This is a genomic window from Mesorhizobium sp. AR10 (assembly GCF_024746795.1).
Lineage (GTDB): Bacteria > Pseudomonadota > Alphaproteobacteria > Rhizobiales > Rhizobiaceae > Mesorhizobium.
The window spans coordinates 156,802-170,278 of the sequence record NZ_CP080524.1 but is presented as its reverse complement, the minus strand read 5'-3'; the positions used below and the strand labels follow the sequence as shown (position 1 = coordinate 170,278).

The following is a 13,477-nucleotide window of genomic DNA, read 5'->3' as shown; positions in this document are numbered from 1 at the left end:
GGACCCCATGCGACAAGTTAGCGTGCGCCCGAGAGTGATGGTGGAGCAATACTAGCGATTGTAAACTTTGGCTTATGCCAGCCCCCGAATTCCGCAGCTGTATGGGAGGATGGTCGCCAAGCGGATCGCGAAACGCGTAAACTCTCGCTTACGGCCGCGCGCACCTTGAGGAAAAATGTGACTGTTCACGTCCATCAGTCAGGACTAAGTTTGCGGAGGAGGAGTAACGCGAACCTTGCAGACCGAGACAAAGGCCCATTTGCCCGCCTTTGATCGTGAGCAGCAGCAATGTCGGACGCGAACGCTACCATCCTGGTCATCGACGATGATCCAGCCCTACGAACCTCGATCGGGCGCCTGTTGCGATCGCTCGAACTCGATGCCCGGCTGTTTGCGTCCATCCCCGAGTTTCTCGAAGCAGACCTGCCGGATGGTCCCACTTGCCTGGTGCTCGACGTCAGATTGCCGGGCCGAAGCGGCCTTGATCTTCAACGTCAGCTCACCATCTCGAACAAGGAGATCCCAATCATCTTCATCACGGGCTATGGCGATATTCCCATGTCGGTGCAGGCGATGAAGGGTGGTGCCATTGAGTTCCTGACAAAGCCCTTCCGTGACCAGGAACTCCTCGACGCCATTCAGCTCGGCCTCACTCGCGATCGTGCCAGGCGGGAGGATGAAGTGGCTCTGGTCGCTCTCAGGGAGCGCTTCGCGTCGCTGAGCCCCAGGGAGCGCGAGATCATGATTGAGGTCGCGCGCGGTCGCCTAAACAAACAGATTGCCGGCGACATCGGCATCGCCGAAGCCACGGTGAAGGTCCACCGCAGCCGTCTGATGCGAAAGATGAAGGCCAATTCGCTTCTCGCGCTCAGCCGAATGGCGGAAAAGCTGCAACTGGTACCCGACGAGGAGCCGCAACACTGCTGAGGCGAAGCCGCACAGGCAGTGGTGGTTCCTACCGGCATTCGATCTACCGTCCGCATGTAATCCAAAGTTCAGCTCAGTGAAACCATGACGCTATTGCGCGACACCCGCGTCCAATAGATCGCGGCGTTCCAAACAATCAAACTGCACACATCACCGCGGCCAACACCGTGTTTCGTCTCTCCTTGGGAGCCGGCACATGAAATTCGTCCCGGCTGGTGCGGAATGTTTGTCGAGGGTTCGACATGGACAGGCCATACGGCGCGGCTGCAGATTTCTCGTCTCGAATCGATCTCGAAAACACGGCGTCGCACGCGCTCAAAGTTGAGAGCGATTGGCAGCCTCCCAGCCACGGAGCGAAGTCGCACGGTCTTGGCGTCGCCCACGTCGCCTCAGTCGCGATCGAAGCGCCGCTCAGAATTTCCATCAGCCACGGCACCCCTCGCTCTGACGCGTCTTTGGAAGAGATCCTCGACACCGTTCAGCGACAAACGCTCCGATATTTTTGGGATTTTGGTCATCCGACGAGCGGCCTTGCGCGGGAGCGGAGCAACGCGACACCGCATATCGTCACGACCGGCGGTTCCGGCTTCGGTATCATGGCGATCCTTGCGGGTGTCGAGCGCGGGTGGATCGGGCGCCAAGCTGCTCTTGATCGCCTGATAACGATGGTGTGCTTTCTCGGCGAGGCCGAGCGCCATCACGGTGCCTTTCCTCACTGGATGGATGGCGACAGGGGCCGAACCATTCCGTTTAGTCAATGCGACGACGGCGGCGACATCGTCGAGACGGCATATTTGATGGTGGGGCTGCTTTCGGCGCGGCAGTATTTTGGAGGCCCGGAAGCCAGGGAGCGCATCTTTCGCAGCCTCATCGATACGCTTTGGCGGGATGTCGAATGGGACTGGTTCACCCGCGGCTCTGACTCGCTCTTTTGGCATTGGAGCCCCGAGCACGCATGGGCAATGGATCACCCGATCCACGGCTGGAACGAATGCCTGATCGCATTCGTCCTCGCCGCTTCCGCCTCACGCCACCCGATCGAGCCGAGTGTCTATCATCGGGGCTGGGCAACCGGCCAAGCCTTCGTTAACGGGCGGAGCTTCCATGGCATACCACTCCCCCTTGGACCCGATCATGGCGGCCCCCTCTTCTTCGCGCACTATTCATTCCTCGGGCTCGACCCCAGGCGGCTTCGCGACTGCTACGCCGACTATTGGCGGCAGAACGTCGCCTATACCCGCATCAACCAGGCGCACTGTATCCGCAATCCCGAGAAATTCGACGGCTATAGTGCCGAGTGTTGGGGTCTGACCGCGAGCGACAGTGTCCACGGCTACGTTGCGCACGCTCCCGACCGGGACCATGGCGTGATTGCTCCCACAGGTGCCCTCGGCTCCTTCCCCTACGCCCCGGCGGAGTGCAAGCGCGCGCTGCGCCACTTCGCTTCACGCGGCGACCGGCTCTGGGGCGAGTACGGCTTCAGGGACGCATTCAGCCCGGCGATGGATTGGTACGCGGACTCCTATCTCGCCATCGACCAAGGGCCGATCGTCATCATGATCGAGAATTACCGGAGTGGGCTCCTGTGGCGGCTATTCATGAGCTGTCCGGAGATCCGGGTCGGCCTAGCGAAGCTCGGCTTTCTCAGCGGGTGACGGCTGCTGGCGGCTAGGACGCGCATCGACGATCAACTTCTCCGCGATGGTGTGGATATGGAACACGATAGTGCCCTAATTCGCGACGTACTCATCCATCGCCACCGGGCAGGCGGATGTGCGGCAGCCGGCGTTCGATGTCAACGCGCGACGGCTCGAGCGAGGGCGGCAGCTTCAACGAAGTGCCGAGATGATCGGCCGCCTATGCCTATGCCGCCTTCAACTACTGCGAAGTCGGGGATGTGGGTGGGCAACCTGCTTGTGGCTATTCGACTCCGATGGCTCCCGTTTTCCGCGAGCACTGGAGATGATACCGCCTGACTAACCAAAAGGGGTCCCCTCGTATCGCCACGCGACAAAGGCCGCTTTCTTCGGAGAGACGTGTGGCGCTGTCGAGGATGGCGTCGAAGATGGGCCGCAAGTCGTGCGGCGAGCTCGCAATCGCGTGCAGCACTTCCGAGATGGCCGTCTGTTGCTCGATGAGTTCGGTCACCCGATCCCCCAGTTCAGAAACGGTCCTTTCTCCGTGGATACTCTCGATCATGAGCAGTTCCTCGGCTTAGGCGATGAGGGAGCATAATAGCAACCGCGAGCTCAGCGTCGGCACCAGCAATGTCCGCTTTTAGTAAGCAGTCAAGTCGGCCGGGATGACCGACATGGGCGCATAGCGGACCCAAACGTGGCATAGAATGCAATGTTGAATTGCTGCTCAACGCTCTGAGCTCTTGGCGATCAACCGGATACCTGCTGGTCTGCGTTGATCAACAATGTCAATGGCACACGCTAGCGAAACCCAAAGCTAAACGAGTCATACTGACGAGACAGGGCAAAGTCGCCGAACTCGTACTGAAGCTGCAAAAGGCAATGCTTCGTCGTGCACTTGCCAATAGTCTACTGCGCCCGTCGCGGTTGGTGTGCAAAGGCGCTTAGCCCCAGCCATTGCTGCATCGAATGAGCAAGGGCGGGGTCACCCTCGATTTGCAGCTGACCGCCGTCGGACTCCTTCTTGACCGTCGTCAGCCCCATCCAGATCGCCGTCATCGACAGCAATGAGCTTCTCACGAGAAGGTCGAGTTCGTAACCGGGATTGAAATTGCAGAGGTCGACCGCGCCGCCGTCCACCACAAGCCACCAGCTGTTTTGCGCTCCCGGAAGCTCGGAATACAGAAACTGTATCGTGCATCGCCGGTCGGGCAACAGCTTGACGTCGAGGCTCCGGCGCATGTCCCACATGAGCAGCGACGGGTCCAAATTGCGCAGCGACAAGCGCGATTCCATCCAGCGCTGCGCCCAGTTGCCGAGTCCCATAATCAAGGGCCGCAACTCCTCGCCCGCCTCCGACAGCTGATACTCGACCGCGCCTTTGGCCTTGCGTGTTACGGTGATGACCCCGGCGCTCTGCAATTCCTTGAGCCGCTTCGACAGCAGCGTCGGCGACATCTTCGGCACGCCACGCCTCAGATCGTTGAAGCGCGTGCTGCCGCAAAGCAGCTCGCGCAGGACCAAGGTCGTCCAGCGCGGCTGCAGAGGATCTCCGACGCCATCGAAACCGGGCAGAACTGGCCGTAGCCGCCGCGCTGGTCCATCGGGAGCCCCGTCGTTGTCGATGGATGGATACTACCAGACCGGCGCCCAACAGAAAATGCCGGTGATACAGTTTCTGAACTGGAAGCGGGCGGCCTAAGCGGCGATGCTTGAGGCTCCAAGAAATGGAGGACGCCATGCCGAACGACGTTTTGAAAAATTACCCGATCATCGACAAGTATCGTGCCAGCAGTATCGTGGACATCGCCCATCAGCTCGCGCCGAAGCTCGCCGAGCGCGCGGCTGAGATTGATCAGAACGACTGCTTCGTCGGCGAGAACTATGCGCTGTTGAAAGAGGCTGGCCTCGTGGAGGCAGGCGTTCCGCGCGAACTGGGTGGAGGCGGTGCCGAAGTGCCGGAGCTCGCCGAGATGCTGCGCGTGCTCGCACGCGCTTGTGGCTCGACTGCGCTCGCCTTTTCCATGCACACGCATCAGGTGGCGATTCCCGCCTGGCGCCGGCGTCATCAGAAGGTGGCCACGGAGCCTCTCCTGAGAAGGGTCGCCGCCGAACGGATTGTGCTGCTGTCGTCCGGAGGCTCAGACTGGATCGGCGGCTCGGGCAAGGCCGAGAAGGTCGAAAGCGGCTACCGCATCACGGCGCGCAAGGTATTCACCTCTGGCGCCGAAGCCGGAAACATACTAATGACCGGCGCGATCCACGAGGCGGAAGACGGCGGCCGGTCCGTCATTCATTTCGGTGTGCCGATGAAGGCCGACGAGGTGCGCATCGAGGACAATTGGCGGACGCTCGGCATGCGCGGCACGGCCTCGAACGACGTCGTGATCGAGAACCTGTTCATCCCCAACGCTAATGTCGCGTTCTCGCGCAAGGCGGGTGAGTGGCATCCGGTGTTCCAGACGATCGCCACGATCGCTTTCCCACTGGTCTATGCCGTCTATCTCGGTGTTGCGGAAAGCGCCCGCGATATCGCGGTCCGGATGGCCAAGAGCAAAACCGAACCCGATCTTTCGCTCGCCGGCCGCATGGACACCGAACTGCGCGCCGCACAGATGGCGCACCGCTGGATGCTCGACATCGTCGCGCGCAACGCGCCCTCCGCCGAAGCCGTCAACGAAGTCATGATCGGCCGCACCCTTGTCGCGCGGCATGCGATCAACGCCGTCGAACTCGCGATGGAACTGGCGGGCGGCGCGTCGTTCTACCGGAAGACCGGGCTGGAACGCCGCTTCCGCGACATCCAGGGCGCGCGCTTCCATCCGCCGCAGGCTGGACCTCAAGCTCGCTACGCCGGTGCCGTGGCGCTGGGGCTGCCGACGGCGACGGTGTTCTGAGGAAAGAAAGCCCTGCCTAGCCGATTGCAGCAATCGGCGAGAAGGATCTCAGTTCATGAACCCCGAAGTGTAGCGTCTGCCTTTGGGCAGCGGCAAGGCCGGTCTCAATGGCCGACATGAGGCGCATTGCGGTCCGGCAGCCCTGGTCGAAAGCGGCACTTGCGCGTTCGGGATGAATGGCGAGCAAAGCCGACTTTGCAACCACCGTTGAGGCGAAACCGACGGCACTATCACCTAGCGTCGATAGCCAACAAAGGTGCCCCTGAACGGTTCGATCATGGCCGGTGGCGAAGTCCTCGAGGGGCTATGGTTATGGCGATCTGATGCCATCCCTACTTGGGCTTGTCGCTTGGCGCCCATTTGAAGTGATCGCCGTCTTTCTCGATGTGCCCGATGCCCGGAAATGGAAAGTGCGGCGCGAAGATCAACTCGTGATCCTTGGCGAGCATGGCAAGTGTCTTGGCCCTGTTCGCTTCCGCTTCCGACTTGTCGCCATCGAAGGACACGGCCCAGTCCGGCTTGACGAGCGAAATGATTGAGCTGTGCACGGTATCGCCAATATCGAAGAGCCGTTCTTTTCCGGATTTGATCTGATAGCCGACATGGCCTGGGGTATGACCCTTAAGCGCTACTGAGGTAATGCCAGGCGCGACCTGGGCGCCGGCCTTGAACGGCTTCACGTGGTCCGCGATCACCTCGACAATGTCAGCCACCCCCGTGTTGGACTTGGCAAAATCCCATTCCACGTCCGACATCCGTATCGTGGCATTGAGAAAAGCCAGTTTGCCGTTCTTGACCAGCCCTCCGATATGATCGGGATGAGAGTGGGTTATAAGGATTTCATCGACCTCGGCTGGTTTCACCCCAGCCTTCGCCAGGCTCTCCTGAAGCGCGCCACCAACGCCGGTATCGATAAGGATGACATGCTTCTTTGACTTCACAAGCAAGGCGTCGACGCTCAGCGTAATGATTTCAGTCGGAGCCGCAGCTGCCTTGAGTATCTCGGCGACTTCAGCCGGACTATGATCAATCCCGAACGTCTTGCCATCGTTGGGTTTGACGAACTGGGCGTCGTGCAGGGCGACAATATCAAACTCGCCAAGCTTGAATGACTTCGCCTCCGGCTGCTGCGCCGGCATCTGCGCCATTGCGAGCCCTTGATGGGCCAGAATCAAGGCGACCATGGCCGCCAACTTTGCCGCGGAATTGAAGATTTTCATACGGGCCTTCCCTTGAGATCAGTAAGGAAACGACCGTATCGGATTACCATGAGTGCGGAAGACGGTTTGGGCCTCGATCCGATCACGAATTCGCTAGCGGATATAGGCGTCCGCGATGTCCCGACTACGGCAACCCGCCCCTAATATCCGCAACTTCACCGACGCAACAAGTGCGGCCGATGATGGCCACATAAACCGACAGCAGCTTCGGCAAGGCGTCTTCGAATCCTGAACGACCGACATGAGGCGCATTGCGGTCCGGCCGCATTGAGGCCTAAGGCGGACTAACAGCTTCTGGAGTACGCGAAGCGGATAGCCGACGTTCAAACCAATGCCTCGGACAGGCCAATTGCGGCGCTTGCATTACGGATACCAAACTGCATCTAAACGTCAGTTGGCGTCGGGTCGGCGAAAGGTGTGTCGGGATCGCAGACGTAGAAGAGGATTGTGGTTGTTGGGACCGCTCCGTCGTTGCTCCCAGTCATGTTGACGCGCGGCGGTTCGACAAACACTTCTCCGGGCCGAATTAATACGGGATCGCGCCCCTCTAACCGCAAGGTGAATACCCCTTCCGTCACATACACCGTTACTGGAAAGCGGTGTGAATGATGGGGCGTGACATCGCCCGGCTGCAGCACGGCGTGTAACACGCGCACTTCTTGCCGGTTGCCCTGGGGCAGGGTGTCGAGGACTTCGCGGTGAAGCGGCGTCAGCTTGGCCATGCCGTGATCCCTCGCGGAGCGAGTCACCCCAACATCAAGCGCCGCAATCATCATTTCAACCGTTGCCTTTTCCATTTTCTCCTCCTCAGTTGTGAGCAACATATTAGGTAACGGAGCGTTTGCTGTCGCGGGAGCAGCAAGGTTGCGGAAGCCGCACGCAAAATTGCATAACTACGCAATGTTCGACTGGAACGACCTCAAGCACCTGCTGGCCGTGGCAAGGCAGGGTTCGACAAACGCTGCGGCGCGGGAGCTGGCGGTTAATCAGTCGACGGTGCATCGCCGGCTGGCTGAGCTTGAGCGGCGGATCGGGCTGCGCCTGGTGCATCGGCACCCGACCGGCTACCGGCTCACGGAGGTCGGCGAGCAACTGCTTCCGTTGTTTGTGGAGGTGGCGGGGAGTGTCTCGAAGCTGGAGAGGGGTATCCTAAGCCTCAAAAATGAGCTTACCGGAACGGTGCGGCTCACCTGTCCGGAACCTGTTCTTTCCCGGATCTTTTCCTCGGGATTCATCGATCGCTTCCACCAGCGCTATCCCGCGCTCAAGATCGAATTCGTCACTAGCGATCGCTACGTCGATCTTGCCAAGGGCGAAGCGGATGTGGCTTTCCGGTCAGGTGAGCCGAACGACGAGCGACTGGTCGGTCGCAAGATAGCTGACTCCACCTGGGCTGTTTACGCCAGTCGGGACTATGTTGCACGCCGGGGACAGCCTCGGTCGCTCCAGGAGCTCAGCGGCCACGACCTCATTGGCTTCGATGGCATAATGGAAAACCATCGGGCAACGCAATGGCTCGCCAAAGCTGTTCCCGGTGCTCGCATCGTCGCCCGTAACAATAGTGTTCTCGGTGTGGTCGCGGCGATCAAGTCTGGTCTCGGCGTAGCACCCCTGCCGATCCCAATCGGCGACGCCGAAGAGGAACTCCTTCAGGTGTTGCCGCTGGTGGGGGAGCTCACTCGCGCCTGGTACCTGCTGTGCCACCCCGATCATAGGACAGCACCACGCATATCGGCATTCATCGATTTCGTCGTGGAAGAGCTGCCGTTATTAAAGAAAGTGCTTGGGGGGTAGGGTGTTGCACACATGGTCGTCTGTAACGCGTCTCAACGACCGCCTTGAAGACGCCACAACGTGCATCTCAACGACCGAAATGAGGCGCAAAGCCGCTGTTGGGTGAGCTGCTTAGGAAGGTCGGCCAGCCAGTGCAGTCCTAATAGTCCGCGTCGCCCGCTGCGGTTTCTGCGGTCCAGAAATTACTAGCAGTTGGCACAATCAGATTGCCGCCTCAGCGCGGTGATCATTCCCAACTGAGACGAACACAAATGGCCTTGGCAGAGTTAGCTATCGATCCTGAGTCACCTGGCGAGGTTGGTATCCGGCTCGATAGTTGTCACGGCCAACGAATCGCCGGGCCACTCCTTCATCGCAAATGGCGGGTTCCGATGGCCGTATTTGTCATCCGCCGCGACCCATGCATTCCAATCGATCGAGATTGGTAGGTTTTCATCATGCGCATCCCAAACTGTGATCTCCCAGTTCGGATGTTGTCGCCGGCAATGCTTGGCATGTGCCTCGGCATCTTTCATGCCATCGACATCGAACGTGAGGCCAAGCGCGGTGTCGCTGATGATGTCCGTCCACCAAAAGCGAACGCGCGTTGGCGACCAATTCATGAAGAGGCTGGTTTCGATAAGACCGACCAGGCCGTTCTCGTCTGGGCGTCGCGCCAAAACGATTGCTCCCTTCAGTCTTGGTCGATTTCGTTTCCAGGACAAAACACTCGTCATTTGGATTCCGCTCGTCGATATTTTTCTCCATCGCCGGGCTCGGGCCGGGCGATGGAACGATGATTTTTAGTTACCGCTGGTAAGGGCCGCAGCTAATCAGGCGGGGAAGTTTTCTTCGGAGCGCGGACTAGGGCCGGCGCGCGCCGTGAGCACGGCCGCCAGCTCCCGGCCCGCGATGCGAGCCTGGGCCCCGTCGATATAGTGCTTTTCGGTCATGCTGAATGACCGATGTCCCAGGAGATCTTTGGCTACGCGGATGTTTTCGGGATCAGCGATCGATATCAACGTTGCTGCTGCGTTCCGAAATCGATGAGGACTGACGGCAAAGCCCAGACTGAGCCGTGTCCACTTGATGATGCGCCTCCTGATCATCTTGTCAGTCATTGGTCGCCCCTCGTACGGCCACAGTCCATTGTGCGTGTCCGCACCCGGAAACGCCAAGCGGATGCGCCCGAGGTAGGTGTCGACGTAGGCCGACAGGCGCTCAGACAGCTGGTACTCTTGTGCCGACCTGGTTTTGGTCAGTTCCGCCGGCACGGCCAGGCACCATTGCGCGCCCACCCGAACGATATGGTCGTCGATAGTCAGGCGGGAGAAAGGCCCCCTGCGCATTGGAGCTTCAACCAGTGTGGCAATCAGCAGACCGTCGCGGTAAGCCATAGCGCTACTCTTCGTCAGGCGCCCCAGAGCATTGGCCTTGACCATGGCACGATCCATCAGCCGAAAGCCAATGGGATAGAGATCCGAACTCACGACCTGAGGGTGCTTGATCGGTTCAGCTTTTACGGCAATCCGCCTCATCGTGCGGTAGAGCCACTGGAAGTCATGATCGGGGCACATCGCTCGGACCGTATAGAACAATCGCCCCAGGCAGTGAGCCACTGTCGTGTCGCGGCAGTTTTGGCGCAGATACGCGACGTAGTCCTCGACCCGGCTTTGATCGACGCGCTCCTGAGGCGCTTGTTCAAGAGCTTCCGGAAATGCTTGGAACAGGAAGCCAAGCCACCGGCCGTAGTCTGATTTCCGACCGTATTTGGTTGAGGGGGCCAGGGCTGGCCCCCTCTCGAAGATGTCGACATTTTCGAATGCACGCGCAAAGAGCTGTCGGTCCCGCGCGGGCCAATCGTCGAATGGCATACCGATGTTAAGATGGCGCGTCATGCTTGCGCACTTGCACGACGGCTCGGGCGGGCGACCTTTGAGCGAGCCTGGTTCGCACGCCGCTCGTCGAGCGCCTTTGTCAGGAGCGCATGATGGTGGCGCCCGGCACGGGGTGTGTCCCGGCCGGCATAGAACGTGGCAGTCGTCGCCAAGCTCTTGTGGCCGAGGAGATGCTGCACCACGACGTGCCCGCCAGGATTTTGATCCAAGATCAACTTGGCCGCCAGGTGCCGGAAAGCGTGTGGGTTCATGTGGATGCCCACGTACAGTTTAAGGTAGCGCTGCACGAGATAGCGAACCCCAGCGAAGCCTTTCACGCTCCCGTCAACATTGGAGAACAAGTACTTCGGTCTACGACCGATTACCGCCGGTGCGATCACATCGCGATATTCGATCAGGCGTGTCGCAACCTCAGGAGGAATGTCGAACTCGACATCCTCCTTGGTCTTCGTCTCTGCGGCGGTGATCAACAGTGTCGATGTTCCATCCTGCCGGAGAAACATATGTTCATCGAAGGCCAACGAAGTCAGATTTCCGAGCCGGATCGGCATATACATCAAGACGCTCAACGCCAGCGCGGCCTGGGCCTCCGCCAACCGCAGACGACCTCGTTTGCAGCCGCTTTGAATTTCGTGCCAGATCTTGTCTGGAGCCGTCAGGTAACGCTCATACAGGACGGGGTCGTTGAATTTCATCACAAGAAGCTTGTTCTTCCGGCTCATCTCAAATTCAGGCCGCGGCAACACCTTGATCAGCCCTTTCATTTTCTCGAGATGATCGGGAGCAACTTTGACCCATTCGCGCGCGATCTGAATCAATGATGTCGCGGTAAAGAACGCGTCATAATTGGGCTGGCCCTTCGTCTTCGCATGAAGCTGACGGAGAATCTTCTTGAACGTGTCGATCCCGACGAGATCCGACAAGCTCCAGATACTCGCAACGTCGACTCCTGTTGCGACAAGCAAGCTCGCAGCGAGATGCACACGACAGAACATAATGTCGAGGGTAGACTGCTTAAGTGGATGAGGCCGGCGCTTATCGGCGAACACGTCATTGCCGTTGGCCCAACACGCGAAATCGTGCCAGTCGTCCATGAAACCTTGAGGGAGCGACGCAATTGGGATGCGCGTCCTACGCAACCGCGATGGCGGCACGGCAACCTTCTGCAGGTTCTTTTCCGGAAAGATATCGCCGATCTCGTTCCAGGTTTTTGTCATGGTGCGACGAACTTGATACTGGTTTGGCCGTAGCGAAGTGTTCGCCATGTCGGCCATGACGCGGTCCATAACCCGCGAATTCACCTCATGCGGAGCGATGCCGGCACGGCTGCACCAGTTGACCAGCCGAGAGAGGCTGTTCTGCTGGACAGGAAGCCGCAGTTTGTTCCAGAGCTCTGCCCACTCCGGTGGCTTCGGGCGACGCTGTGCACGTTTGGCCAGCGAGCCAGAAAGCGCTTCGCTTTTTGCAAGCGCGCTCAAGCACAGACTCTTCACGTTGGCCAAGCGTTTGCGGCTGACACCCAACGCTTTTGACTCGAGGGGTTCGAAAAGATCCCGCAGGGCAGAGACGCTCGCCTGGATGTGCTGGAGGCGTTTACCGGACCATTCCTCCGCTGTCTTCAGTGCAGAGACTTGTTCCTGCAGGCGGCGGGTGGAAATGCGAGGGTGTTTCATCAAGGTTGCCACAACCTCAGACATCATAGGTTCTGGGCTGAAAGTTATCTGCGTAGTCATCACAAAACTCCTGTTAACTGACTCGTTTCACACTACGGCCGCGTTCCCGCGGACCGTGTTCAGGAGCAGAATTTCGGGAACACCTTCTTCTACGAAACATATGAAGTTGTACAAGAAGGGTACCCCTTGCCGCCCGGGCGATATGACAAGTCAATCGAGCTTGTCCAATTCGATCTCGTCCGACTCGTCGGGTTTCGAGGCACGGCAGCTTTCCTCTGCTCATTCAAATATAGAAACACGTAAATTACGATATTGCAAATGACAGCTAGCGTTAACGTAAATATTAACCATAAGAGTTACAGTTAAGATAGGGAAATAATGATAATAATGACCGATATAACTTCTAATGTTTCTAGTTATACGTATTGAAACTTTATGGCAACATTCAAAGCATGATGCTGCGATCGGGATGACCTAATTTGTCTAGTGCTTAGCTCTCTGCGTGACTTTCACAAACGCCATCGCATCACGTAGTTCCCGCAAGGTAGTTATTGACGTGACTTGGCTATGGCTGGAGGGAGCTGCTGCCTCTAAAGGCGCTGCTGGGGATCGGCACTTGGTTCATCCGGTAAGATGCAGAGAGAGTTCGCAAGGTTTCCCTGGCCACCGGCGACGCTTGCACTTTCTTGTCGTATCGATATCAAGCTTCCGTAGGTTGGTCATCGCGGATAGCGGGCCCGACATCGGCTCGAGCCGGGTTGCGTTTTAATTGTCGCGGAGGCCCGTGATCTGAAAGCAACGCTCCGTTTTTTCAGCGCAACCGCTCGACATAACAGCAGAATGGAAATTGCACTTCTGAAACGGAAGCCTGATGGCCCCGCTTCGCATGCCGACGGTGCGGATTTCGCCGGCCTAGTTTCATCTAGGAATGCACTTACGGCGTTCGGCTTACTCAGCCGCTAGGGAAATAGCCCGATCAAGGGGCGGGCGGCTACCCAAATGCTGAATACGAGGTGTCATAGGAAAAGGCACTCAGAAGAGTCACTATATTGAAAAATTCGGCGATGAATTTTCAGGGTCCCTAGGCACAAAAATGAGATTGCGCAGGCCGGCGCAAGTCGATGGTCGCCGGAGTATCGGGCATGTTATTTCTCGTTCATCGCTGAGCACAAAGTGCCTAGAGTTGGATGTTGCAACCAAGTTCGAATGTCGCACGGCTAGCAAAGTAGAAATATCGCATCACGGTGCTGCCGGCCCGAACGAGAGCGCCCGATCGGGCGTCAAACTGGTCCGGGGTTGCGTAGCCCGATCGCGGGCGTCCGTCGATCTGCACCATCTCGCCAAGACAGTCGCGTCGTCGGCGCGGCTGGTGCAGCCGGCGCTTGCGCTCACGGCGCGACGTCCAGAGGCTATTGCAACTCCTCGAGGAGATCTGTCACAGGGTCGCCAATG

At 58.7% G+C, this 13,477-nt stretch carries 10 protein-coding genes and 1 pseudogene; 4 read left to right on the top strand and 7 right to left on the bottom strand.

Translation table 11 applies throughout. The features are described from left to right. The first annotated feature begins 288 nt into the window (after nt 1-288). Both LHFGNBLO_RS04340 and LHFGNBLO_RS04335 read left to right on the top strand, forming a co-directional pair. On the top strand, nt 289-927 hold the full coding sequence (locus tag LHFGNBLO_RS04340; RefSeq protein WP_258604667.1) for a response regulator transcription factor: 639 nt from the start codon (nt 289-291) through the stop codon (nt 925-927). Between the two features lie 242 nt (nt 928-1,169). Then, nucleotides 1,170-2,582 carry a glucoamylase family protein gene (locus tag LHFGNBLO_RS04335; RefSeq protein WP_258604665.1) on the top strand — a complete coding sequence of 471 codons (1,413 nt, stop codon included), beginning with the start codon at nt 1,170-1,172 and terminating at the stop codon, nt 2,580-2,582. 265 nt (nt 2,583-2,847) lie between these two features. Here LHFGNBLO_RS04335 and LHFGNBLO_RS04330 read toward each other — a convergent pair whose 3' ends face one another. Beyond that, a complete protein-coding gene (locus LHFGNBLO_RS04330; protein ID WP_258604662.1) occupies nt 2,848-3,126 on the bottom strand; it encodes a hypothetical protein in 279 nt (92 codons plus the stop codon). Nucleotides 3,127-3,473: 347 nt separating this feature from the next. Continuing rightward, nucleotides 3,474-4,168: pseudogene (locus tag LHFGNBLO_RS04325) on the bottom strand (winged helix-turn-helix transcriptional regulator). A gap of 123 nt (nt 4,169-4,291) precedes the next feature. Between LHFGNBLO_RS04325 and LHFGNBLO_RS04320 the strand changes: the two are divergent. After that, nucleotides 4,292-5,461, top strand: a complete 1,170-nt coding sequence (locus tag LHFGNBLO_RS04320; RefSeq protein WP_258604660.1) for an acyl-CoA dehydrogenase family protein — start codon at nt 4,292-4,294, stop codon at nt 5,459-5,461. A gap of 332 nt (nt 5,462-5,793) precedes the next feature. Here LHFGNBLO_RS04320 and LHFGNBLO_RS04315 read toward each other — a convergent pair whose 3' ends face one another. Next, nucleotides 5,794-6,681 (bottom strand): MBL fold metallo-hydrolase, encoded by an 888-nt coding sequence (locus tag LHFGNBLO_RS04315; protein ID WP_258604658.1) that lies wholly within the window; start codon nt 6,679-6,681, stop codon nt 5,794-5,796. 383 nt (nt 6,682-7,064) lie between these two features. Further along, nucleotides 7,065-7,478, bottom strand: a complete 414-nt coding sequence (locus LHFGNBLO_RS04310; protein ID WP_258604656.1) for a cupin domain-containing protein — start codon at nt 7,476-7,478, stop codon at nt 7,065-7,067. A 67-nt stretch (nt 7,479-7,545) separates the two neighbouring features. Here LHFGNBLO_RS04310 and LHFGNBLO_RS04305 point away from each other — a divergent pair, with 67 nt between their 5' ends. Then, nucleotides 7,546-8,475: a LysR family transcriptional regulator gene (locus LHFGNBLO_RS04305; RefSeq protein ID WP_258604654.1), complete on the top strand. Its 930-nt coding sequence runs from the start codon at nt 7,546-7,548 to the stop codon at nt 8,473-8,475. Between the two features lie 284 nt (nt 8,476-8,759). Here the strand turns inward: LHFGNBLO_RS04305 and LHFGNBLO_RS04300 are convergent, their stop codons facing one another. From LHFGNBLO_RS04300 to LHFGNBLO_RS04290, 3 genes are all read right to left on the bottom strand, one after another. Then, complete coding sequence (locus LHFGNBLO_RS04300; RefSeq protein WP_258604652.1) at nt 8,760-9,191, bottom strand: hypothetical protein; 432 nt, start codon at nt 9,189-9,191, stop codon at nt 8,760-8,762. Nucleotides 9,192-9,287: 96 nt separating this feature from the next. Continuing rightward, complete coding sequence (locus LHFGNBLO_RS04295; protein WP_258604648.1) at nt 9,288-10,352, bottom strand: tyrosine-type recombinase/integrase; 1,065 nt, start codon at nt 10,350-10,352, stop codon at nt 9,288-9,290. Then, nucleotides 10,349-12,085, bottom strand: coding sequence for a site-specific integrase (locus LHFGNBLO_RS04290; RefSeq protein WP_258604644.1), 1,737 nt, complete (start codon nt 12,083-12,085; stop codon nt 10,349-10,351). Before LHFGNBLO_RS04290 ends, LHFGNBLO_RS04295 begins: the two co-directional genes overlap by 4 nt. Nucleotides 12,086-13,477: the final 1,392 nt, after the last annotated feature.